Origin of the sequence: Micromonospora sp. NPDC049301 (genome assembly GCF_040678715.1) — a bacterium.
GTDB lineage: Bacteria > Actinomycetota > Actinomycetes > Mycobacteriales > Micromonosporaceae > Micromonospora.
Window position 1 is genome coordinate 1 of record NZ_JBFAQO010000011.1, and the last position, 23,247, is coordinate 23,247.

Consider the following 23,247-nt stretch of genomic DNA (forward strand, 5'->3'; position numbering starts at 1 on the left):
CACCACCTCCCACCGTGAACGATGAGAGACAGCCTGCCGGACGAGTCCTCAGAACCGACGGATTACACGATCAACGTTCAAAGACGAGGCACTAGTGCTGGAGGATCTTGGACAGGAAGTCGCGGGCCCGCTCGCTGCGAGGGGCTGCGAAGAAGTCGTCGGGGGTGCCGGACTCGACGATCCGGCCGTCGTCCATGAAGACGACCCGGTCGGCGGCGCGGCGGGCGAAGCCCATCTCGTGGGTGACCACGATCATCGTCATTCCCTCGGCGGCGAGGGAGATCATCACGTCGAGCACCTCGTTGACCATCTCGGGGTCGAGGGCCGACGTCGGCTCGTCGAAGAGCAGCACCTTCGGCCGCATGGCAAGTGCCCGGGCGATGGCGGCCCGCTGCTGCTGCCCGCCGGAGAGCTGCGCCGGGTAGTGGTCCGCCTTGTCGGCGATACCGACCCGCTCCAGCAGCGCCATCGCCTGCTGGCGCGCCTCCGCCCGGGAGACGCGGCGGACCCGGGTCGGGCCGAGGGTGATGTTGTCCAGCACCGTCTTGTGCCCGAAGAGGTTGAAGGACTGGAAGACCATGCCGACGTCGGCGCGCAGCCGGGCCAGTGCCCGCCCCTCGGCCGGCAGCGGCTCACCGTCGACCTCGATGCTGCCCTGCCCGGCCGTCTCCAGCCGGTTGAGGCAGCGGCACAGGGTCGACTTGCCGGAGCCGGACGGCCCCACCACGACGACCACCTCGCCGGCGGCCACCGTGAGGTCGATGTCCTTGAGCACGTGCAGCGGACCGAACCACTTGTGCAGGCCACGGACCGACACCATCGGCCGGTCCGGCCCTGTCGTCCCGGGCCGGCCGGCGAGGTCGGACGCCGTCGTCGGTGCCACTACACGCCTACTTTCTTCGAGAGCAAAAGCAAGTTCGCTTCAGATCGAAGCAACAGCGTCATCTAAAGGTAGACAGCAAACGAAGTCAACCGGTTGCTTGAACAAACTGCGGATGCTAAGAACCTGACGTGACGATTGACGACGCGCCGCGCGACGCCCTGCTCCGGGGCGGCCCCCGGGAGCTGCTGCGGTGGGTGGCCAGTGGGGCGGCCGTCAGTCGGGCCGACCTGTCCCGGCTCTCCGGGCTCTCGCCGTCGACGGTCTCCCAGCGGGTCGAGGCGTTGATCAACCAGGGGTTGCTGGAGGAGACCGGCGCCGGCCGGTCGCGCGGAGGCCGACGGCCGCGCCAGCTCGCCGTGCCGACCGGTGGCGCGGTGGTCGGCGCCATCGACCTGGGCGCACACCACGCGCGCATCGGCACGCTGGATCTCTCCGGCCGGGTCGTCCAGGCCCGCACCCTGCCGGTGTCCATCGAGGACGGTCCGGAGGTCGTGCTCGGTGCGCTGTTGTCCGAGGTCGCCGCGCTGGCCGCCGCGCCGGAGGTGATCGGCGCCGCGTCGGCGGCGGGCGCGCTGCGCGGCATCGGCATCGGCATCCCCGGGCCGGTGCAGCACACGACCGGGCGGATCGTCAGCCCATCCCGGATGCCCGGCTGGAACGGGTTCGACGTCGCCGCCTTCTGCGCCGACCGGGTCGAGGTGCCCGTCATCGTCGACAACGACGCCAACCTGATGGCGCTCGGCGCGCACCGCACGGCCCACCCCGAGCTGGACCACGCCGTCTACATCAAGGCCGGCACCGGGATCGGCTCCGGAGTGATCTCCGGTGGACGGCTGCACCGGGGCGCGCAGGGGTCGGCCGGGGACATCAGCCACTGCCGGGTCGTCGCCGACCCGGCGCCACCGTGCACCTGCGGCAACGCCGGTTGCCTGGAGGCGGTGGCCAGCGGCGCCGCCCTGGTCACCGCGCTACGCGACCAGGGCGTGCCGGTCTCCGACCTGACCGGCGTGATCCGCCTGATCGACGACGGCGACCGGCAGGCCACCGCGCTCGCCCGGCAGGCCGGGCGGGCCATCGGCGAGATCCTGGCCGTGGTGGTCAACTTCTTCAACCCGCAGGTGGTGGCCATCGGCGGCCGGCTCGCCGACTGCGAACCCCTGCTCGCCAGCGTGCGGGCCACCCTCTACGAGCGGTGCCTGCCGCTGGCCACCCAGACCCTGCTCATCGAGCGGGTCACCACCGGCCAGGACGTCGGCATCATGGGCGCCGCCCACCTGGTGATCGACCACGTCGTGGCGGCCAGCTGACCGCGTTGGTCAGACGGCGTGCGCCCGGGGCTACTCCGGGACGCGGCGGTAGGCGCCGTCGCTGGCCGAGGTGGCCATCGAGGCGTACGCGCGCAGTGCCGCCGACACCGGCCGCTGGCGGTCGGTCGGGGTGTACGGCCTGTCGCGCTTCTCCTCGGCCACCCGTCGCGCCTCCAGCTCGTCGGCCGGCACGTTCAGCTCGATGGACCGGCCCGGGATGTCGATGACGATCTCGTCGCCCTCGCGCACCAGAGCGATCAGCCCGCCGGAGGCCGCCTCCGGGGAGACGTGCCCGATGGAGAGCCCGGAGGTGCCGCCGGAGAAGCGGCCGTCGGTGAGCAGCGCGCAGGACCGCCCCAGCCCCCGACCCTTGAGGAACGAGGTGGGGTAGAGCATCTCCTGCATGCCGGGGCCGCCCTTGGGGCCCTCGTACCGGATCACGACCACGTCGCCCGCGACGATCTCCTTGGCGAGGATCGCGGTCACGGCGTCGTCCTGGGACTCGTAGACCTTCGCCGGGCCGTGGAAGGTCAGGCACTCGTCCGGGACACCGGCGGTCTTCACGACGCAGCCGTCCGGAGCCAGGTTGCCGTGCAGGATGGCCAGGCCGCCGTCGGCGGAGTAGGCGTGCTCGCGGTCGCGGATGCAGCCGCCGGCCGCGTCGGTGTCGAGTGACGACCAGCGGTTGGTGGTGGAGAACGGCTCGGTGGTGCGCACCCCGCCCGGTGCGGCGTGGAACAGCTCGACCGCCGTCGGCGTCGGCGAGCCGCCCCGCACGTCCCAGTCGGTCAGCCACTGTGCCAGCGAGGGGGAGTGCACGGCGTGCACGTCCCGGTTGAGCTGCCCGGCCCGGTCCAGCTCGCCGAGGATCGCCGGGATGCCACCGGCCCGGTGCACGTCCTCCATGTGGTAATTCGGCGAGTTCGGTGCGACCTTGGCCAGGCACGGCACCCGCCGGGAGATCGCGTCGATGTCGGCGACGCCGAAGTCCAGCTCCGCCTCGCGGGCGGCGGCGAGCAGGTGCAGCACCGTGTTGGTGGAGCCGCCCATCGCCACGTCCAGGGCCACCGCGTTCTCGAACGCGGCCTTGGAAGCGACCGTACGGGGCAGCACCGAGTCGTCGTCACCGTCGTACCAGCGCTTGGCGATCTCCACGACGGTGCGCCCGGCCTCGACGAAGAGCGACCGGCGCGCGGCGTGGGTGGCCAGTGTCGAGCCGTTGCCGGGCAGCGCCAGCCCGATCGCCTCGGTGAGGCAGTTCATCGAGTTGGCGGTGAACATCCCGGAGCAGGAGCCGCAGGTGGGGCAGGCGGAGCGCTCGATCTCGCCGAGCTGCTCGTCGGTCACCGCCTCGTTCGAGGAGGCGATCATCGCGTCGATCAGGTCGATCTTGCTGTGCACGACGCCCTCGATCGCCATCGTCTTGCCAGCCTCCATCGGGCCGCCGGAGACGAAGACGGTCGGGATGTTGAGCCGCAGCGCGGCCAGCAGCATGCCGGGCGTGATCTTGTCGCAGTTCGAGATGCAGACCAGGGCGTCCGCGCAGTGCGCGTTGACCATGTACTCCACCGCGTCGGCGATCAGCTCACGGCTGGGCAGCGAGTAGAGCATGCCGCCGTGGCCCATCGCGATGCCGTCGTCGACGGCGATGGTGTTGAACTCCCGCCCCACCCCGCCGGCCTCGGCCACCGCGTCGGCGACCAGGCCGCCCATGTCCTTCAGGTGTACGTGACCCGGCACGAACTGGGTGAAACTGTTGGCGATGGCGACGATCGGCTTGCCGAAATCGTCGTCGGTCATCCCGGTGGCCCGCCAGAGGGCCCGGGCGCCGGCCATCGTCCGACCGTGTGTGGAGGTCCTCGACCGCAGCTCAGGCATGCGTACCAGCATGACACCGCCGGCGCGCCGGCCGGCCGGAGCGGGGGCCGTGTCCCAACAGATGCACACCCGGTCCCCCACGACTAGCGCTCATCCGGCACTCTTGGATGCGTGCACTTCCCCCCGGGCATGGTCGCTGTGGCGGCGCTGAGCGGGCTCGTCGCAGCTGCCGCCGCCGCACTGCTGACCGTGGTCGCCCGGCGGCGCACCGGCCCCCGCCGTCCGGCGCACGTGCTGCTCGCGGCGGCCGCCGGCGCCGCCCTGCTCAGCCTCCTGCTGGGGGTGACGGCCGTGCTCGCCACGGGCGAGCACTGGGCGCACCAGCAGGGGCAGCGCACCGGGTGGGCCACCGCGGTGGCGATCGGCACGGCGGTGAGCGGGCTGGCCTTCGCCGCCGGTCTGCTCCGGCTGCCCGGGGTGGCCGCCACCGCGGCGGGGACCGCCCGGCTCGCCCTGGACGGGTTGATCATGGCCGCCGCGCTGTGGTTCGTCGGCTGGGTGCTCTTCTCCGAGCCCACCCGACTGCTCGGCGCCGCCACCCCGGTGGCCTGTCCGGCGATCCTCGTGGCGACGGTGAGCGCCGCCCTCGGCGCCGGGCTCGTCGTGATCGTCGTCTTCCGGGCCGCCGCCCCGCGCCGGCGGCTGGCCGCACTCGGCGCCGGCATCAGCGCGGTGACCTGCGGCGGTCTGGGTCTCGCCGCCGGGCTCTGCCAGGCCGGGCCGTCCATGGCGCTGACCGGCGCGGCAGTGCTCGCCGCCGGTCTGCTGACCGTGGCGCTCGCGGTGCACCGCGCCGACCGGCCGGGTCAGGTCGACCTGGATCTGATCGGCCGCGACGGCGAGTACGCCATCGCCCCGATGCTGGCCATGGCCGCCTCGGCGATGTACCACCTCCTCCAGGACGGCCGGTTCACCGCGGCGGGCATCGTCGCCGGCAGCGTCGAGGGCTTCGCGCTGGTGGCCCGGCAGTACCTCACGCTCTCCGACGTCCGCAACTACGCCGGCCGGCTGGCCGAGCGGGAGGCGCACTTCCGCGAGCTGGCGCACACCGACCCGCTGACCACGCTGGCCAACCGGCGCGGGCTGCTGCGCGCGCTGCACGACAGCGCGGCGGCCGGCACCCCGTGCGTGCTGCTCGGGCTGGACCTGGACGGCTTCAAGAACGTCAACGACATGCGCGGCCACGACGTGGGCGACGCCGTGCTGGCCGAGGTGGGCCGGCGGCTGCGCGGCAACCTGCGCCCCGGCGACGTGGCGGCCCGACTCGGCGGCGACGAGTTCGCCGTGCTCATGGCGGGCCGGCCCGCCGACGCGGACCGGGTCGCCGAGCGGCTGCTCGGGGTGCTCAACCGGCCGTACGACCAGCCGGAGGGGCCCGTCTTCCTGTCGGTGAGCATCGGGGTGGCCGGGTGGGCCGGCGAGCCGGACGTGGAGCTGCTGCTGCGCCACGCCGACCTGGCGCTGCGCTACGCCAAGCAGCGCGGCAAGAACCGGATCGAGCGCTACGACGCCACGTACGACCAGCTGCTGCGCCGGCGCACCACGCTGGAGCACGAGCTGCGCGGCGCCATCGACCGCGACGAGCTGCGGCTGGCCTTCCAGCCGGTGGCCTCGCTGCCGTCGGTGCGGCCGGTCGGCGCCGAGGCGCTGCTCCGGTGGCACCACCCCGAGCTGGGCAACGTCCGCCCGGACGAGTTCATCCCGCTGGCCGAGGAGTGCGGGATGATCGCCACTCTCGGCGCCTGGGTGCTGCACCAGGCCTGCTACCAGCTCTCCCGCTGGCTGGCCGACGGGCACGACGTCTGGGTCTCGGTGAACGTCTCCCCGCGCGAGCTGCACGCCCCGGAGTACGTGGTGCAGGTCGCCGAGGCGCTGCGCGCCCACCACGTGCCGCCGCAGCGGCTGGTGCTGGAGGTCACCGAGCACGCGGTCGCCACCGACCTGGACGAGCTGATCCGCCGGCTGACCGCGCTGCGGCTGACCGGCGTCCGGATCGCGCTGGACGACTTCGGCGCCGGCTACTCCTCGCTCGGGCAGCTGCGCCGGCTGCCGATCGACATCCTGAAGATCGACCACAGCCTGGTCGCCGAGCACGAGCCGGTCCGCCCGGTCGGCGCGGACGGTCCGGCGTTCGCGCCGATGGTCGACATCGTGATGCGACTGGGCCACCAGCTCGGGCTGGAGGTGATCGCCGAGGGGGTCACCACGCCCACCGAGCTGGCCGCGGTGGTGGCCGCCGGTTGCCGGTTCGGTCAGGGCGCGCTCTTCGGCTGGGGCGTGCCGGCCGAGCACCTGGAGGCGATGCTGGAGGCAGCCACCTCGCCGGGTGCGCGGCCCACCCAGCTGCCCACGCCACGCCGGGTCTCGGGCGGGTCAGGGCAGGTCATCCCGGTTGCCGAGGGCGCGTCCCCGCCCGACGCGCCGCGCTCCGTTAACCAACATGTGGGATCAGTTGACTCATCGCGTGAGATGCGTCAGGCTTAGCCACATGTCGTCGTACCGGTCGCTGCGAGTACTTACCTGAGCGCACTCTCCCTCATCGAGAGTGCGCTGGCCCCGTGCATCTGCACGAGGGCCGTTTTTATTGCCATCGGAACCTGTCGGGGCGGGCCCCGCCCGCGTCGCTTCGCTTGACAAGCCCCAGCCATTCCAGCCGAAGGCCAGAACCGCCATGACGAGACCCACGCCCGAGACCCTCGCCCACACCGCCCGGCGCGCCCGCGCGGCCGCCGAGCCGGCCGGCGACGTCGACCCCGCCGCGCGCGCCGCGGCCACCCCAGCCGTTCCGGCGGTACGGACACCCGATCCCGGGCAGGTCTCCGGCGCCGGTTCGCTCGTGCGGTCCCTGGAGGCGCTCGGCGTCGACGTCGTCTTCGGCATTCCGGGCGGCGCGATCCTGCCGGCGTACGACCCGCTCTACGACTCCACCGTCCGGCACATCCTGGTCCGCCACGAGCAGGGCGCCGGCCACGCGGCCACCGGGTACGCGCAGGCCACCGGCAAGGTGGGCGTCTGCATGGCCACCTCCGGCCCGGGCGCGACCAACCTGGTCACCCCGATCGCCGACGCGTACATGGACTCGGTGGCGATGGTGGCGATCACCGGTCAGGTGGCCCGCCCGTCGATCGGCACCGACGCCTTCCAGGAGGCGGACATCCAGGGCATCACCCTGCCGATCACCAAGCACAACTTCCTGGTGCAGACCCCCGAGGAGATCCCGCGGGTGCTGGCCGAGGCGTTCCACCTGGCCAGCACCGGCCGGCCCGGCCCGGTGCTGGTCGACATCCCCAAGGACGTCCTCCAGGCGCCGACCACCTTCGCCTGGCCGCCCACCCTGGACCTGCCCGGTTACCGGCCCACGCTGCATCCGCACGGCAAGCAGATCCGGGAGGCGGCCCGGCTGATGGCGAGCGCCCGCCGGCCGGTGCTCTACGTGGGTGGTGGGGTGCTCAAGGCCGGTGCCACCGACGGGCTGCGCCGGCTGGCCGAGCTGACCGGGATCCCGGTGGTCACCACGCTGATGGCGCTCGGCGCGTTCCCCGACTCGCACCCGCAGCACCTGGGGATGCCCGGCATGCACGGCACCGTCGCCGCGGTCTACGGCCTGCAGAAGGCGGATCTGATCGTCGCGCTGGGTGCCCGGTTCGACGACCGGGTCACCGGCAAGCTGGACTCGTTCGCCCCGGACGCGACGGTGGTGCACGCCGACATCGACCCCGCGGAGATCGGCAAGAACCGGCACGCGGACGTGCCGATCGTCGGCGACGCCGGGCACGTCATCGACGAGCTGATCGCGGCGGTGACCGTCGAGCGGTCGGCCGGGCACGACAGCGACCTGGGCGACTGGTGGACGCAGCTGGACGACCTGCGCAACCGTTACCCGCTGGGCTACGACGAGCCGGCCGACGGCACGCTCTCCCCGCAGTACGTGATCAAGCGGCTGGGCGAGATCGTCGGCTCGGACGCGATCTACGTGGCCGGCGTGGGCCAGCACCAGATGTGGGCGTCGCAGTTCATCTCGTACGAGAAGCCGCACACCTGGTTGAACTCCGGCGGGCTCGGCACGATGGGCTACGCGGTGCCGGCGGCGATGGGCGCCAAGGTCGGCAGGCCGGACACGGTGGTCTGGGCGGTGGACGGTGACGGCTGCTTCCAGATGACCAACCAGGAGCTGGCCACCTGCGCGCTGGAGGGCATCCCGGTCAAGATCGCCCTGATCAACAACGGCAATCTCGGCATGGTCCGGCAGTGGCAGACCCTGTTCTACAACGAGCGCTACTCCAACACCGACCTCGGCACCCACAAGCACCGCATTCCCGACTTCGTGAAGCTCGCCGAGGCGCTGGGCTGCGTCGGGCTGCGTTGCGAGAACGCCGACGACGTCGACAAGACCATCGCCGCCGCCATGGAGATCAACGACGCCCCGGTGGTGATCGACTTCGTGGTCGGCAAGGACGCGATGGTCTGGCCGATGGTCGCCGCCGGCACCAGCAACGACGAGATCATGTTCGCCCGCGGCGTCCGCCCGGTCTTCGACGAGGATGACATCTGACATGAGTGAGCACAGCGAACGAATCAGCAAGCTCAGTCTTGCGCTTGGTCAGGGCACGACCGAGCGGAGCGAGGTCGTGGCATGACCATGCACACGCTGTCCGTGCTCGTGGAGAACAAGCCCGGTGTGCTCGCCCGGGTCTCCGGCCTGTTCTCCCGGCGCGGCTTCAACATCGACAGCCTCGCGGTGGGTGAGACCGAGAACCCGGACGTCTCCCGGATCACCATCGTGGTCAACGCGGAGTCGTCCCCGCTGGAACAGGTCACCAAGCAGCTCAACAAGCTGGTGAACGTACTCAAGATCGTCGAGCTGGATCCGCAGGTCTCGGTCGCCCGGGAGTTGCTGCTGGTGAAGGTCCGCGCCGACCGGTCCGCACGGACCCAGGTGCTGGAGACGGTCAACCTGTTCCGCGCCCGGGTGGTCGACGTGGCACCGGACACGCTGACCATCGAGGCCACCGGCACCCCGGACAAGCTCGACGCGCTGCTGCGCGACCTCGAGCCCTTCGGCATCAAGGAAATGGTCCAGTCCGGGCTGGTGGCGATCGGGCGCGGCTCGCGTTCGATCACCGCCGGTCCCGCGCTGCGGGCCGCCTGACCCATCCGCACAGACCACGACGGGCCGCTCGGGCCGTCGTACGAAAGGGAAAGTCTCATGAGCGTTGAGGTGTACTACGACGACGATGCCGACCTCGGCCTGATCCAGGCCAAGAAGGTCGCGGTGATCGGCTACGGCAGCCAGGGCCACGCCCACGCGCTGTCGCTGCGCGACTCCGGCGTCGACGTGGTGATCGGTCTGCCGGAGGGCTCGAAGAGCCGTCCCAAGGCCGAGGAGCAGGGCCTGCGGGTCGTCACGCCGGCGCAGGCCGCCGCCGAGGCCGATGTCATCATGGTGCTCGCGCCGGACACCGCCCAGCGCGCCCTCTACACCGAGTCGATCGCCCCGCACCTCGCCCCGGGCAAGGCGATCTTCTTCGGCCACGGCTTCAACATCCGGTACGGCCTCATCAAGCCGCCGGCCGAGGTGGACGTGGCGATGGTCGCCCCGAAGGGCCCCGGCCACCTGGTCCGCCGCCAGTACGCCGACGGCAAGGGCGTGCCCTGCCTGGTCGCCGTCGAGCAGGACGCCAGCGGCAACGCGCTCGCGCTCGCCCTCGCGTACGCGAAGGGGATCGGCGGCACCCGCGCCGGCGCGATCAGGACCACCTTCACCGAGGAGACCGAGACCGACCTCTTCGGCGAGCAGGCGGTGCTCTGCGGCGGCGCGGCGGCGCTGGTGCAGACCGGTTTCGAGGTGCTCACCGAGGCGGGCTACGCCCCCGAGGTGGCCTACTTCGAGTGCCTGCACGAGCTGAAGCTGATCGTCGACCTCATGTACGAGGGCGGCATCGCGAAGATGCGGTACAGCATCTCCGACACCGCCGAGTACGGCGACCTCTCCCGCGGCCCGCGGGTGATCGACTCCCGGGTCAAGGACGAGATGCGCAAGATCCTCGGGGAGATCCAGTCCGGCGAGTTCGCCCGTGAGTGGGTCGCCGAGGACGAGGCGGGCCGGCCCAACTTCACCAAGTGGCAGGCCGAGGGTGCGGCGCACCCGATCGAGGAGACCGGCCGGAAGCTGCGCGGCATGATGAGCTGGGTCGACCGCCCGATCACCGAGACCGCCTGACGTCGCCGCGGGGATCGTCCGACCGTCCAGACGCGGCCGGACGGTCCCCGCGTCCATCTCGTCGATGCTCACCTGCTGGGACCGGGTGACCAACGCCTCGGCCAGTCTCCGCCGACGGGGCAGAGATCGACTTGGATCGGCCGAGCCGGCGGCGTCGGCCGCCGGCGACATGTCTGTTGAGCCTGATACCTGTGAGTCATATCTATGACTCACAGGTATCGCGGTCAGAAGTGTGCAACCCGCCGGCCGGCAGCAGGTGGGGGCGGGCCCGGTAGCGGGTGCGCGGCCGGCGGCGCCGTGGGGCGTGGGCGACGATGACAGTCGGGTGAACAGGTGATGTCCGGCGTCCGACCCGTCCTGTGAGGGCCCTCACCCCGGAGACCGGAACATGCCGACCAGCGCGGCCCCTACGATCGCGGGTAGGTGCGCAGCCCGCACCTGACGGCCACGGCACGGATCAGCGCAGGGCGCAGTGCGGCGCCCTGCCGCCCGCGCCGATCGCAAACACGACCTCTACGAGGACCGATGAATCCTGTCGTACTGATCGCCGAAGAACTCGCCCCCGCCGCCATCGAGGTGCTCGCCCACGACTTCGACGTCCGTCATGTCGACGGCACCGACCGTCCGGCCCTGCTCTCGGCGCTCTCCGAGGCCGACGCCGTCATCGTGCGCAGCGCGACCCAGATCGACGCTGAGGCGATCGCCGCCGCGCCGCGGCTCAAGGTGGTCGCCCGGGCGGGCGTCGGGCTGGACAACGTCGAGGTGCCGGCCGCCACCGCGCGGGGCGTCATGGTCGTCAACGCGCCCACCTCGAACATCGTCTCCGCCGCGGAGCAGGCCGTCGCGCTGCTGCTCGCCGTGGCCCGCAACACCGCGAGCGCCAGCGCCGCGCTCAAGGCGGGGGAGTGGAAGCGGTCGAAGTACACGGGTGTCGAGGTGCAGGGCAAGACCGTCGGCGTGGTCGGGCTCGGCCGCATCGGGGTGCTGTTCGCGCAGCGGATCGCCGCGTTCGGCACTCGGCTGATCGCGTACGACCCGTACATCCAGCCGGCCCGGGCGGCGCAGCTCGGCGTACGCCTGGTCGGGCTGGAGGAGCTGCTGCGGGAGAGCGACTTCATCTCCATCCACCTCCCGAAGACCCCCGAGACGGTGGGCCTGATCGGTGAGAAGGAGCTGGCGATCGTCAAGCCGGGCGTGCGCATCGTCAACGCCGCCCGCGGTGGTCTGGTCGACGAGCAGGCGCTCGCGGACGCGATCGCCGAGGGCCGGGTGGCCGGCGCGGGCGTCGACGTGTACTCCAAGGAGCCCTGCACCTCCTCGCCGCTGTTCGCCTTCGACAACGTGGTGGCCACCCCGCACCTGGGCGCCTCCACGCACGAGGCGCAGGACAAGGCCGGCCTGGCGGTGGCCAGGAGCGTGAAGCTGGCGTTGCAGGGCGAGTTCGTCCCGGACGCGGTCAACGTGCAGGCCGGTGGCGTCGTCGCCGAGGACGTCCGGCCGCTGCTCCCGCTGGCCGAGAAGCTCGGTCGCGCGTTCACCGCGGTCGCCGGCGGGGTCGCCGCCAGCGTCACGGTCGAGGTCCGTGGCGAGATCGTCAGCCACGACGTGTCGGTGCTCAAGCTCGCCGCCACCAAGGGCCTGTTCAGCTCGGTCGTCGAGGAGCAGGTCACCTACGTCAACGCCCCGCACCTGGCCGCCGAGCGTGGTGTCGAGGTCACCCTGGCCAGCCTGGCCGAGACGGCGGAGCAGCCCACCCTGGTCACGGTGCGCGGCGCCCTGCCGGACGGCCGGACGGTCAGCGTCTCCGGCACGGTCACCCACTCCGGCGCCCGGGACGTGCTGAAGCTGACCGAGGTGGACGGCTTCGACGTGGAGATCGGCGCGGAGGGCATCCTGCTCTTCCTGCGCTACGCCGACCGGCCCGGCGTCGTCGGCACCGTCGGCACCCTGCTCGGCGAGTCGGGCATCAACATCGCCGCGATGCAGGTGGCCCGGCGCGAGGCGGGTGGCGAGACGCTGATGACCCTCACCGTCGACCAGGCGCTCGGCGCCGACCTGCTCACCTCGGCGGCCGACTCGATCGGCGCGACGGCGGCCAGCGCGGCGGATCTGCGCGACGAGTAGTCACGGCAGCGCAACGGGGGGCCCGGCGTTCCGCTGGGCCCCTCTGTCGTACCCCGGGCTCGGGTGTCCTGCCGCCCGGCCTGGTCAGCCGGGCAGTCGGGCCGGGGGAGGGTAGACCGAGCCGTCCTGCGGGTCGAAGAGCATCAGCCCGTGCTCGCCGGCCAGCCGCTCGATGTCCAGCAGCACCTGGTCCGCGCAGGTCGGGTGCAGGTTCAGCTCGACATGGTCGTGGGCGGCATGCAGTGGCGCCGCGGCCCACGGGCTGTCCGGGCCGGGGTGCCGGTCCGGGTAGGAGGCGGTGATCGCCCGATAGAAGGCGACCACCCGCGGGTCCGGGTAACGGTCCACGTGCCGCCCCTGCCGGCAACCCTCGACCGCGGCCCGTACGTCCTCGGGCGTCGCCCCGTCCTCCAGGGCCCACACACTCAGATCGAAACTCACGGCGGACAGCGTGCCATCCGTCGTTCACCATGTCGAAACTGCCTCGCCGCAGGCCAATCACTGATCTGCCACGCTCCGGCCGCGACGGTCCGCTGTGGAGACTCTTGCGTTGAGTTGCGTCGATTCGCTAGCGTACCGACTGCGGTCACTGGCCGAGTTCGCGGCGTCGGCCCGTCTTCGGGTGGCGCGGTCGACGTCCGGCCCGACCGGTCCGCACCCCTCGATTGTGCGAGCCACGCGCACTCGTCGCTGACCGGCCCCCACGGCCGTTGCCGAGACCGTGGGGGCCGATCGCAGCCCGACCGGCTGCCCGAGGGGCGGCCGAGGTGCGAAATCGGGCCGGAGCACCATGGGGAGACGGGCTCGGTGCGGCGACGTCCCGGTCAGCGCCGGTGGGCGAAGAGCGCGCGGTACTCGGAGCCGGCACGGAACCAGGCGAGACCGGTGGTGCCGGCGGCGTAGAGCGCGGTGGCGTAGGCGTCGGCGACCGTCAGGTCGGGGCCGACGACCGTGGCGGCGACAAGTTGGTTCGCCGGCTCGCCGGTGTGCGGGTCCACCACGTGCCCCTGTCGTCCGGTGACCCCGGACGTGCCGACCGCGCCGGCGGTCATCTCCAGCACCAGCGGCGCGCGTTCGGGTGTGGTCGGGTGGTGCACCGCCACCCGCCACGGCCCGCCGTGCGGCGCACGGCCGCGGACCACCAGGTCGGCGCCGGTGAGCACGGCGTAGTCGTGGATGCCCGCGGCGCGCAGGCGGGCGGCGGCGCGCTCCACCGCCCAGCCGCCGAGCAGGCCACCCGGGTCGAAGCCGCCGGGCACGGCCCAGGCGTCGAACCATCCGTCGGTGGCGGCGCGCATCGCGGTGCAGCGGTCCACCAGGTCGGCCAGCGGGGGGTACGAGTCGGGACTGATCTCGCCCCGGCGCAGCATGGAGACGAGGCTCTCCGGCCGGTTCGGCCCGTAGGTGAGGTCGATGGCGCGCAGCTCCGCGACGCTGTCCCGCAGGGCCTCGCCGACGCCCCGGCGGCCGAGCCACTCCGGTGCGTTGAGCAGCAGGGTGTACTCGGCGGTCGGGGTGCGCACGGTGTGCTGCACCGCGATCCGTCCCTGGCTGGCGGCCGCCGGGTCGATCCGGTGCCGGCGGCTTCCGAGCCGGAGGTCCGGCCGGCGGTTCCGGAAGGCCGCCGGATCGGGCCAGCGGGTCCGCGGCTGCTCGTCGATGCGCATGACGCCTGCCCCCTCGCAGTCTTCAGTCGCGTCGTCGGCGACCCCGGGTCACGGGCCCCCGTGACTCGCTGCCCCCACCGTAGGCAGCGGAGATGACCGCCACATGAGTCCCGCCTGAGAGGGTCCTGTGTATCGGCATTTCCCAGATCGTGGAAGCTGCGTACCGGGAGGCGGGACGGAGACGTACCGTTGCGGCGACGGTGCAGGCGAACAGAGGAGTGCGGGCGTGGCGCGGATCGCGGTGGTGGCCGGGGACGGCATCGGGCCCGAGGTGGTCGCGCAGGCCCGCAAGGTCCTCGACGCCGTGCTGCCCGGCATCCAGGCCACCGAGTACGACCTCGGTGCGGCCCGTTGGCACCGTACCGGAGAGGTCCTGCCCGACTCGGTGCTGGCCGAGCTGGCCGGCCACGACGCGATCCTGCTCGGCGCGGTCGGTGACCCGACGGTTCCGCCGGGAGTGCTGGAGCGGGGCCTGCTGCTCAAGCTCCGCTTCGCCTTCGACCAGTACGTCAACCTGCGCCCGTCCCGGCTCTGGCCCGGTGTCGCCGGCCCGTTGGGCAACGTGAAGCCGGGCGAGGTCGACCTCGTGGTGGTGCGTGAGGGCACCGAGGGGCTCTACGCCGGCGCCGGCGGTTCGCTGCACCGGGACACCCCCGCCGAGGTCGCCACCGAGGAGAGCCTGAACACCCGCCACGGCGTGGAGCGCGTGATCCGCGACGCGTTCGCCCGGGCCGGCCGCCGGGAGCGGCGCAAGGTCACCCTGGTGCACAAGACCAACGTGCTGACCCACGCCGGGTCGCTCTGGGCGCGCACCTTCGACGCCGTCGCCGCCGAGCACCCGGACGTCGACACCGAGTACCAGCACGTCGACGCGGCCGCGATGTTCCTGGTCACCCAGCCGCAGCGGTACGACGTGGTGGTCACCGACAACCTGTTCGGCGACATCCTCACCGACATCGCCGCCGCGGTCACCGGCGGGATCGGCTTGGCCGCCAGCGGCTGCATCAACCCCGAGGGCGCGTACCCCTCGATGTTCGAGCCGGTGCACGGCTCGGCGCCGGACATCGCCGGGCAGGGCATCGCCGACCCGGTCGCCGCGGTGCTCTCGGCCGCGCTGCTGCTGGAGCAGCTCGGGCACGCCGAGGCCGCGGCGCGGGTCAACGCGGCGGTCGCCGCCGAGCTTGCCGGCCGGACTCCGGGCGTGGCGCTGCGTACCGCCGAGGTCGGCGACCGGCTCGCCACCCACGCCGTAGCCTGACCCGCCCCGGCCGACGGCCGGGGCGGTCGGTCCGGCGAGGGCCATCGGGGGTTGTCCATGCCCCGAGCGGCGCTACCCGCTGAACGACCGTTCGGGGTAAGTTTCTGGCACAGCCATGTCGGTGTGCGATCCCGCATGCCGTTGTCCCGCAGGGAGGTCAGCGCGATGAGCGGTGGTGACAAGCTCGAATTCGAGATCCGTCCGAATCCCGCGCCGGTATCCGCCGCCGACCGGGTCGCCCTGCTGGCCAACCCCGGGTTCGGCCGGGTCTTCACCGACCACATGGTCACCGTCCGGTACGCCGACGGCAAGGGCTGGTACGACGCCCGGGTGGAGGCGCGCGGGCCGATCCCGATGGACCCGGCCAGCGCGGTGCTGCACTACGCGCAGGAGATCTTCGAGGGGCTGAAGGCGTACCGGACCGCCGACGACGGAGTGACGATGTTCCGGCCGGACGCCAACGCCGCCCGGTTCGCCGCCTCGGCGCAGCGGATGGCGATGCCGGCGCTGCCGCCCGAGGTCTTCATCGACTCGCTGCACAAGCTGATCGAGGTCGACCGGGAGTGGATCCCGACCGGCGAGGACGGCAGCCTCTACCTGCGACCGTTCATGTTCGCCAGCGAGGTCTTCCTCGGCGTCCGCCCGGCCAACGAGTACCTCTACATGGTGATCGCGTCGCCGGTCGGGGCGTACTTCACCGGCGGGGTCAAGCCGGTCACCGTCTGGGTCTCGCCGGACTACACCCGGGCCGCGCCCGGTGGCACCGGCGCCGCCAAGTGCGGCGGCAACTACGCCGCGTCGCTGGCGGCGCAGGCCGAGGCCATCGAGGCCGGCTGCGACCAGGTGGTCTTCCTGGACGCGGTGGAGCGCCGCTTCGTCGACGAGCTGGGCGGCATGAACGTCTTCTTCGTCTACGACGACGACACGGTCGTCACGCCGCCGCTGACCGGCACGATCCTGCCGGGCATCACCCGGGACGCGGTCCTCACGCTGGCCGGCGCGGCCGGGCACCGGGTCGAGGAGCGGCCGGTCACCTTCGCCGACTGGCAGGCCGACGCGGCCAGCGGGCGACTGCGCGAGGTCTTCGCCTGCGGCACCGCCGCGGTGATCACCCCGATCGGCGGGGTCCGCTTCCCCGACGGCGAGTTCCTGATCGGCGGCGGTGAGCCGGGCCGGGTCACCATGGCACTGCGCCAGCAGCTGGTCGACATCCAGCGCGGCAAGGCCGCCGACCCGCAGGGCTGGGTGCACCGGGTCATCTGACGCGCCGGCACGGGTGGTGCGCTTCCGTCCGGGCGCGATGCCTCAGGGTCACCGCGGTGACCCTGAGGCATCGCCCCGACGGGTCAGTCCAGCAGGTGGTGGCGGAGGGCGGCGAGCTGTTCGTCGGTCACCCCGGCGTGGCGCAGGTACCCCTCGACCGAGCCGTGACCCTCGCGCAGCTCGGCGAGGAAGATCTCCATCGCCTCGGCGGGCGAGGCCAGGAACGGCGCCGGCACGTCCACCCCAGCCGGGTTCGTGGCCGCCAGCCAGGCGCTGAACCGGGCCGACGCCTCGGTGCTGAGCGCGTAGTCCGCGACGATGTCCGCGTCGTCGACGCCGAGCACGGCGAGGACCAACGCGCAGACGATGCCGGTGCGGTCCTTGCCGGCGACGCAGTGCACCACCACCGGGGCGTTCGCGGAGTCCGCGATCAGCCCGATCGCCTCGGCCAACCCGGCCGTGCCGGTCTGCGCCAGGCCGGCGTACAGGTCCGCGAGATAGCGGGCCAGACTGACGCCCTCCTCGTACCGCTGCGCGGCCCAGTCCGCGTGCTCGGGGTGGATGTGCCGGTAGGTGAGCCCCTGGTACGCCGGGACCCGGCCGTCCCGGGCCACCTCGGCCGGGCGGCGCAGGTCGATGACGGTACGGATGCCGAGCGCGGCGAACGCGTCCCGATCCTGCTCGTCGAGGCGGTGCAGGGAGTCGGAGCGGTAGAGCCGCCCCCGGCGCACGGTGCGACCGTCGTGGCCGGGGTAGCCACCGACGTCACGGAAGTTGAAGGTCGCGGGTAGTGAGATGTGTCGATCGTCTTCGATGGCGTCCACGCTCACACGGTAACGGCCGGTGGGACAGCATCCCACCGGCCGTCGGTCCGATCGTCTACCGCGCGGTGCCGGGTGGGAGCGCGCCGTACGTCTCGTCGTAGTAGCCGCCCAGCTGGTCCCGGTACGCCGGGTCGCTGTGGCTGGTCTCGTCGTACTCCGGGGCGGCCTTGATCTGGTCGCGGGTCCGGTCCACGGAGACGGTGCGCTGGTCGTGGTCGACCTGGTTGACCGTGCCGGCCGGCAGCATGACCTTCTTGCCGAAGATCCACGGGCCGGTGTCCACCACCAGGTAGCTGCCGTCCACCTCGTGGCTGGCGCTGTCGATCCTGCCGATTCCACCGTCGGTGGCCTCGACCTTGTAGCCGACCAGGTCGGAGTCGGCCACCCCGGCCTGGTCGCGGTAGCGCCACGGGTCGAAGGCGCCGGCCGGCGCGCCGCCGGGCACGGTGCCCTGGTCGCCTCCGCGCAGCGGCTCCGGCGCGGCGTGCGTCGCGTGCGGGTCGATCCTGTCCATGCCGTTCACTCCTGACTGTCGCCGATGATCGCGGCGTAGGCGAGTGCGTCCCCGCAGGAGCTACCCGGCCGCCGGGGGCCGGAAACGGCGACGGGCCGACGCCGCGGGTGCGGCGTCGGCCCGTCGGGGCGTACCTGCTCAGGCGAGGGCGGCTTCGGCGTCCAGGGTGACCGCCGCGGCGTGCACCACGGCGGAGATCCGCAGCGCCTCGTGCACCTGCTCGCGGGTGAAGCCGCTGCCGCGCAGCGCCTTCTCGTGCGACTCCAGGCAGACCCCGCAGCCGGTGATCGCCGAGACGGCGAGGCACCACAGCTCGAAGTCGCCCTTGTCCACCCCGGGCCGGGCGATGATCTGCATCCGCAGCCGGGCCGGCATCGAGGCGTACTGCTCGTCGCCGATGAGGTGCTTGGCCCGGTAGTAGACGTTGTTCATCGCCATGATGGCCGCGGCGCCCTTGGCCGCCTCGACTCCCTCCGGCCCGAGGTGTCCGAGCGCCTCGGCGGCGATCTCACGCAGCACCACCGGGTTGCGGGCGGCCACCGCGCAGGCCAGCGCGGTGCCCCAGGCCTGCACCGGGGTCAGCGTCGAGGTGCCGACGGTGGAGCCGAGGTTGAGCTTGATGTCCTTGGCGTACTCGGGCAGGGCCGCCTTGATCGCGTCCAGACCCACGGTCAGGCCCCGGCGCCGGCGAGGAGGGCGTTGGCGTCGAGGGTCTCGCCGCCCTTGTTCCAGTTGCAGGGGCACAGCTCGTCGGTCTGCAGCGCGTCGAGCACCCGCAGGACCTCGGAGACGTTGCGGCCGACCGAGCCGGCGGTGACCATGGCGAACTGGATCTCGTTGTTCGGGTCGACGATGAACGTCGCGCGCTGGGCCACGCCGTCCTCGCCGAGCACGCCACAGGCGGCGGCCAGCTCGCGCTTGATGTCGCTGAGCATCGGGAACGGCAGCTCCCGCAGGTCCGGGTGGTCCTTGCGCCACGCGTAGTGGACGTACTCGTTGTCGACCGACGCCCCGAGCACCTGCGCGTCCCGGTCGGCGAACTCGCCGTTGAGCCGGCCGAACTCGGCGATCTCCGTCGGGCAGATGAAGGTGAAGTCCTTCGGCCAGAAGAAGACCACCCGCCACTTGCCCTCGTGGGACTTGTGGGTGAGCGTCTCGAACGCCTTGTCGGCGTCCAGGGACACGCAGGCGGTGAGTTCGTACTCGGGGAAGCGGTCACCCACAGTGAGCAAGGGTCCTCCTTGGGAGCGGCACGAGGGCCGGTAACTGGATCGGTTCCAGATGCTTCCGTAGGCGCGTTTTCGCCGCTGGGCGGGCAGGTGACTTGTGAAGCCGATCACGAGCGGCGGGTCGCGGCAGCCGCTCGGCGGCGACCGCGGTGTCGCAACCGAGCGTTACCGTCCCGCCATGTGGATTGTTCCTCCCAAAACCAGGGAGGCGGTGGCAGAGTAACGATCGTGAACAGCACCGCCCTGATTATTGCGACCTAGCGCGCCGGCCCTCCCCTCCGCCGAGCGCGCAGACCTCCCGCATCCGCGGGGGGTCTTTTTGTTGCTCCGAGAAAGGATCCTGATGACGTTCCAGGTCTACGACACGACGTTGCGCGACGGTGCCCAGCGCGAGGGGCTCACCTACTCGGTTGTCGACAAGCTGGCGGTGGCCCGACTGCTCGACGAGTTCGGCGTCGGCTTCATCGAGGGCGGCTGGCCGGGCGCGGTGCCCAAGGACACCGAGTTCTTCCGCCGGGCACGCACCGAGCTGGACCTGCGGCACGGCGTGCTGGTCGCGTTCGGCGCCACCCGCAAGGCCGGCGTGGCGGTGGCCGACGACCCCCAGGTGCGCGGCCTGCTGGACGCGCAGACGCCGGCGGTGGCGCTGGTCGCGAAGGCCGACACCCGGCACGTCGAACGCGCGCTGCGCACCACCGGCGCGGAGAACCTGGCGATGATCCACGACACCGTCAGCCACCTCGTCGGCGAGGGCCGCCGGGTCTTCGTCGACGGCGAACACTTCTTCGACGGCTACCGGCACGACCCGGCGTACGGCGCGGCGGTGGTGCAGACCGCACTGGCCGCCGGCGCCGAGCGGATGGTGCTCTGCGACACCAACGGCGGGATGCTGCCGTCCCAGGTGACCGCCGTGATCGCCGACCTGACCGACCGGCTCGGGATCGACGCGGGGCTGCTCGGCATGCACGCGCAGAACGACACGTCGTGCGCGGTGGCCAACACGATCGCCGCGGTGGAGGCGGGCGTCCGCCACGTCCAGGGCACCGCCAACGGGTACGGCGAGCGCCCCGGCAACGCCGACCTCTTCGCGGTCGTCGCGAACCTTCAACTCAAGCTCGGCATGCCCGTCCTACCGGAGGGCTGCCTGGCGCAGATGGTGCGCGTCTCGCACGCCATCGCCGAGATCGCCAACATCGCACCCGACACCCACCAGGCCTACGTCGGGGCCGCGGCCTTCGCCCACAAGGCGGGGCTGCACGCGAGTGCGATCAAGGTCGACCCGTTGCTCTACAACCACGTGGACCCGTCGGTGGTGGGCAACGACATGCGGATCCTGGTGACCGAGATGGCCGGCCGGGCCAGCGTCGAGCTCAAGAGTCGTGAGCTGGGCCTGGACCTGGCCGGCCGTCCGGAGGCGCTGACCCGGGTCACAAAGCGGGTCAAGGAGCTGGAGGCCGGCGGCTGGTCCTTCGAGGCGGCGGACGCCTCCTTCGAGCTGCTGGTCCGCTCGGAGTTGCCGGAGGGCGGCCCGGCGCGGCCGTTCACCCTGGAGTCGTACCGGGTGCTGGTCGAGCACCGCGAGGACGGCGCGGTGGTCTCCGAGGCGACCGTCAAGATCCGGGTACGCGGTGAGCGGGTGATCGCCACCGCCGAGGGCAACGGCCCGGTCAACGCCCTGGACGAGGCGCTGCGGGTGGGACTGGCCAGGCACTATCCCCAGCTGCGCGACTTCGAGCTGGCCGACTACAAGGTGCGCATCCTGGAGGGCAGCCACGGCACCGGCGCCGTCACCCGCGTGCTGCTGGAGACGGCCGACGGCGGCGGCCGGGACTGGACCACCGTGGGCGTGCACCCCAACGTGGTCGAGGCCAGTTGGCACGCCCTCGTCGACGCCCTCACCTACGGCCTGGCCCCCACCCCCGTCTGACCCCGCGCGCGGCCCGTCCCCGCGCCCTCGCCCCGCCCACCACAACTCCATGATCGACTCGTCTGGCCGGGCGTGGGGCGGGGCCGGGGTTTCGGATTACGGGGCGGGGAGGCGGAGGGTGGCCAGGACGGGACGGTGGTCGGTGCCGGGCAGGTCGTGCACCGTCACCGAGCGGACCGCGACGCGGCGGTCGACCAGCACGTGGTCGATGGTGACCGGAGGGATCAGGTCGCCGTCGTACGGGCCCCAGGTGCCGGTCAGCCCCGCCCCGGTGGCGTCGGCGGCGTCGACGTAGCCGGTGCGCAGCAGGGCCCGCAGCGGGCCGTGGTCGAGGGTGGCGTTGAAGTCCCCGGCGAGGATCCGCAGGCCACCGTCCGGAGTGGCCGGTGGTTGGGTGGTCAGGTCGCCACGCCAGGCGTCGACCTGGTCCAGCGCGTACGGCGCCGAGGGGTGGGCCGACTCGACGCGGACCGGGGGCGCGCCGGGGACGGCCAGCGTGCCGTACGCCTGGCTGAAGCCCCACCCGCCGCGGTTGTGCCGGATGCCGGCGTCGGTGATCGGCCAGCGCGAGTAGAGCCCGGAGCCGGGGGTGCCGACCTGCGCGTTGAGCTGCCGGTGGGGCAGCAACCGGTCGAGCCCGAGCCGGTCCAGGGCGGCCTGCGCGTCCGGGGTGAACTCCTGCACGGCGAGCACGTCCACCCGGTGCCGCCGGACCAGGTCGACCAGCGTCGGCGCGTCAGCGGAGCCGGCGAGCAGGTTGGCGGTGAGCAGCCGTACGGTGGGCCCGCCGGCCGACGGTTGCCCGGCCGGGAGTGCCCGGGGTGCGACCACGCCGAGCAGCGCCGCCGCGGCCACCGCCGCGACCACCGCCGGCCACCGGCGCCGCAACGCGAGGGCGAGCACGAGGGCCAGCACGCTCCAGCCCGCGACGTACGGGGTGAAGGCGAGCGCCTGCACCAGCGGCCCCCGGTCCAGACCGGCCAACCGGGCGGCGGCCCAGGCGGCCGTCGGTACGACCGCCAACCAGCAGAGAACGGTGCCGATCCGGTCGGCGCGGCGTCGGGCCGGCGCGGGCGGAGCGTCGACGATCATGGCGATCAGCCTAGCGGCAACTTTCCGCACCCATTTCGTGAATAGTGATGCGCTCACCTTTCACAATTATCTGACGGCTGACTAACAGCTTGTTAAAGCGAGATCGACTATTGACGTTCGGCTTTTTCCGATGCTACGTTCCATCTGGCCTATACGACGCAACGCTGAGTAGTAATGCCTGCTCAGGCCGGATGTAGATCGTTGAGAAATCAACCTCACTAGGTGCGCGTGAGATAAATTCTTCCGCCGGTCTCATTGTCGTCGTCCACCTATTACAGGCAGTCATCCGTCCCGCCCCGCGGGTCGGCCGAATTCGCACGGTCACACAAGGGGGACCTGTCATGAGCACAACTTTCCGACGTAAGGCGGCGGCGGTCACGTTCGCTGTCCTGGGCCTGAGCCTGGCCGGGGGCGGGATCGCCGTCGCCCAGCCGAACGCGAAGGCACCGGTGGACGCCGTCCAGCCGGCGGCGCGCAGCACGAACGCCCAGCCGCCGGTGACGGCGGAGTCCGCCCGCAAAGCGAAGGCGGCACTGAAGTCCGGTGCGGCAAGCACACTCGTCGCCAGCACCAGCATCGTGGTCGTCAACGCCAACGGCACCAAGGCGCGCGGCGTCGGCACCGTGATCAAGTACGGCGTCGGCCAGTACGAGATCCAGTTCGGTCACATCATCACGTCCGGCGTCATCGTGGCCACCATCGGGAGGGGTGACTCCTGCTGCATCCCGTCGTCCGGCGAGATCTCGGTCGCGCCCCGGCTCAGCACGCCGAACGGGGTCTTCGTGCAGACCCGCAACTCGGCGGGGGTTGCCGCCGACCTGGGCTTCCACCTGGTCGTCCACCTCGCCTGACGGTCCCGGTGCCGGTCCTGGACAGGGGCCGGCACCCCGGGTTGTCCCCGAATGAAGCCGCCGGCCCGCCCGGCGGCTTCGCCCTGCATCCGGTCTGCCGCCGTCCGCGTGGCTTCGTGCCGTCCCGGGGCCGTTGTCACCCGACCGGACAGTTCATCCCGGGCCGGGGCACCATCGGGCACTTCGGCGCTGATAATCCGACGTTTGCCG

At 72.2% G+C, this 23,247-nt stretch carries 19 protein-coding genes; 10 read left to right on the forward strand and 9 right to left on the reverse strand.

Annotated elements, in window-relative coordinates:
- Positions 1–91 precede the first annotated feature (91 nt).
- A complete protein-coding gene (locus AB0K07_RS26535) occupies positions 92–820 on the reverse strand; it encodes an amino acid ABC transporter ATP-binding protein (protein WP_363759167.1) in 729 nt (242 codons plus the stop codon).
- Positions 821–1,011: 191 nt separating this feature from the next.
- Here AB0K07_RS26535 and AB0K07_RS26540 point away from each other — a divergent pair, with 191 nt between their 5' ends.
- Positions 1,012–2,190 carry an ROK family transcriptional regulator gene (locus tag AB0K07_RS26540; RefSeq protein WP_363758847.1) on the forward strand — a complete coding sequence of 393 codons (1,179 nt, stop codon included), beginning with the start codon at positions 1,012–1,014 and terminating at the stop codon, positions 2,188–2,190.
- A gap of 30 nt (positions 2,191–2,220) precedes the next feature.
- Here AB0K07_RS26540 and ilvD read toward each other — a convergent pair whose 3' ends face one another.
- Positions 2,221–4,068, reverse strand: a complete 1,848-nt coding sequence (gene ilvD, locus AB0K07_RS26545) for a dihydroxy-acid dehydratase (RefSeq protein ID WP_363758850.1) — start codon at positions 4,066–4,068, stop codon at positions 2,221–2,223.
- 111 nt (positions 4,069–4,179) lie between these two features.
- On the opposite strand from ilvD, the gene AB0K07_RS26550 reads away from it, so the two are divergent.
- From AB0K07_RS26550 to serA, 5 genes are all read left to right on the forward strand, one after another.
- Positions 4,180–6,552, forward strand: coding sequence for an EAL domain-containing protein (locus tag AB0K07_RS26550; protein ID WP_363758853.1), 2,373 nt, complete (start codon positions 4,180–4,182; stop codon positions 6,550–6,552).
- 187 nt (positions 6,553–6,739) lie between these two features.
- Positions 6,740–8,620, forward strand: a complete 1,881-nt coding sequence (locus tag AB0K07_RS26555) for an acetolactate synthase large subunit (protein WP_363758856.1) — start codon at positions 6,740–6,742, stop codon at positions 8,618–8,620.
- A gap of 81 nt (positions 8,621–8,701) precedes the next feature.
- Positions 8,702–9,217: an acetolactate synthase small subunit gene (gene ilvN / locus AB0K07_RS26560; RefSeq protein ID WP_089017348.1), complete on the forward strand. Its 516-nt coding sequence runs from the start codon at positions 8,702–8,704 to the stop codon at positions 9,215–9,217.
- A 57-nt stretch (positions 9,218–9,274) separates the two neighbouring features.
- Positions 9,275–10,288: a ketol-acid reductoisomerase gene (gene ilvC / locus AB0K07_RS26565; protein ID WP_363758860.1), complete on the forward strand. Its 1,014-nt coding sequence runs from the start codon at positions 9,275–9,277 to the stop codon at positions 10,286–10,288.
- Positions 10,289–10,813: 525 nt separating this feature from the next.
- Positions 10,814–12,412: a phosphoglycerate dehydrogenase gene (gene serA / locus AB0K07_RS26570; RefSeq protein WP_363758863.1), complete on the forward strand. Its 1,599-nt coding sequence runs from the start codon at positions 10,814–10,816 to the stop codon at positions 12,410–12,412.
- An 84-nt stretch (positions 12,413–12,496) separates the two neighbouring features.
- On the opposite strand, the gene AB0K07_RS26575 is transcribed toward serA, so the two are convergent.
- Complete coding sequence (locus AB0K07_RS26575) at positions 12,497–12,853, reverse strand: hypothetical protein (protein ID WP_363758866.1); 357 nt, start codon at positions 12,851–12,853, stop codon at positions 12,497–12,499.
- 383 nt (positions 12,854–13,236) lie between these two features.
- The gene (locus tag AB0K07_RS26580; protein WP_363758869.1) at positions 13,237–14,079 is read right to left on the reverse strand and encodes an FAD:protein FMN transferase; all 843 of its coding nucleotides are present in this window, start codon (positions 14,077–14,079) and stop codon (positions 13,237–13,239) included.
- A gap of 226 nt (positions 14,080–14,305) precedes the next feature.
- Here AB0K07_RS26580 and AB0K07_RS26585 point away from each other — a divergent pair, with 226 nt between their 5' ends.
- Both AB0K07_RS26585 and AB0K07_RS26590 read left to right on the forward strand, forming a co-directional pair.
- Positions 14,306–15,337 carry a 3-isopropylmalate dehydrogenase gene (locus AB0K07_RS26585; protein WP_363758872.1) on the forward strand — a complete coding sequence of 344 codons (1,032 nt, stop codon included), beginning with the start codon at positions 14,306–14,308 and terminating at the stop codon, positions 15,335–15,337.
- 165 nt (positions 15,338–15,502) lie between these two features.
- Positions 15,503–16,600, forward strand: coding sequence for a branched-chain amino acid aminotransferase (locus AB0K07_RS26590; protein ID WP_363758875.1), 1,098 nt, complete (start codon positions 15,503–15,505; stop codon positions 16,598–16,600).
- Positions 16,601–16,683: 83 nt separating this feature from the next.
- Here AB0K07_RS26590 and AB0K07_RS26595 read toward each other — a convergent pair whose 3' ends face one another.
- The 4 genes from AB0K07_RS26595 to AB0K07_RS26610 form a co-directional block, all read right to left on the reverse strand.
- Positions 16,684–17,424 (reverse strand): tyrosine-protein phosphatase, encoded by a 741-nt coding sequence (locus AB0K07_RS26595; protein WP_363758878.1) that lies wholly within the window; start codon positions 17,422–17,424, stop codon positions 16,684–16,686.
- 55 nt (positions 17,425–17,479) lie between these two features.
- Positions 17,480–17,938, reverse strand: a complete 459-nt coding sequence (locus AB0K07_RS26600) for a PRC-barrel domain containing protein (RefSeq protein ID WP_363758881.1) — start codon at positions 17,936–17,938, stop codon at positions 17,480–17,482.
- Between the two features lie 138 nt (positions 17,939–18,076).
- Positions 18,077–18,607, reverse strand: a complete 531-nt coding sequence (locus tag AB0K07_RS26605) for a carboxymuconolactone decarboxylase family protein (RefSeq protein ID WP_363758884.1) — start codon at positions 18,605–18,607, stop codon at positions 18,077–18,079.
- A 2-nt stretch (positions 18,608–18,609) separates the two neighbouring features.
- Positions 18,610–19,170, reverse strand: a complete 561-nt coding sequence (locus AB0K07_RS26610; RefSeq protein ID WP_363758887.1) for a peroxiredoxin — start codon at positions 19,168–19,170, stop codon at positions 18,610–18,612.
- Between the two features lie 340 nt (positions 19,171–19,510).
- Here AB0K07_RS26610 and cimA point away from each other — a divergent pair, with 340 nt between their 5' ends.
- Positions 19,511–21,094 carry a citramalate synthase gene (gene cimA, locus AB0K07_RS26615; protein ID WP_363758890.1) on the forward strand — a complete coding sequence of 528 codons (1,584 nt, stop codon included), beginning with the start codon at positions 19,511–19,513 and terminating at the stop codon, positions 21,092–21,094.
- A 96-nt stretch (positions 21,095–21,190) separates the two neighbouring features.
- Here the strand turns inward: cimA and AB0K07_RS26620 are convergent, their stop codons facing one another.
- The gene (locus AB0K07_RS26620; RefSeq protein ID WP_363758893.1) at positions 21,191–22,186 is read right to left on the reverse strand and encodes an endonuclease/exonuclease/phosphatase family protein; all 996 of its coding nucleotides are present in this window, start codon (positions 22,184–22,186) and stop codon (positions 21,191–21,193) included.
- Positions 22,187–22,527: 341 nt separating this feature from the next.
- On the opposite strand from AB0K07_RS26620, the gene AB0K07_RS26625 reads away from it, so the two are divergent.
- Positions 22,528–23,037, forward strand: a complete 510-nt coding sequence (locus tag AB0K07_RS26625) for a hypothetical protein (protein WP_363758896.1) — start codon at positions 22,528–22,530, stop codon at positions 23,035–23,037.
- The last annotated feature ends 210 nt before the right edge of the window (positions 23,038–23,247 follow it).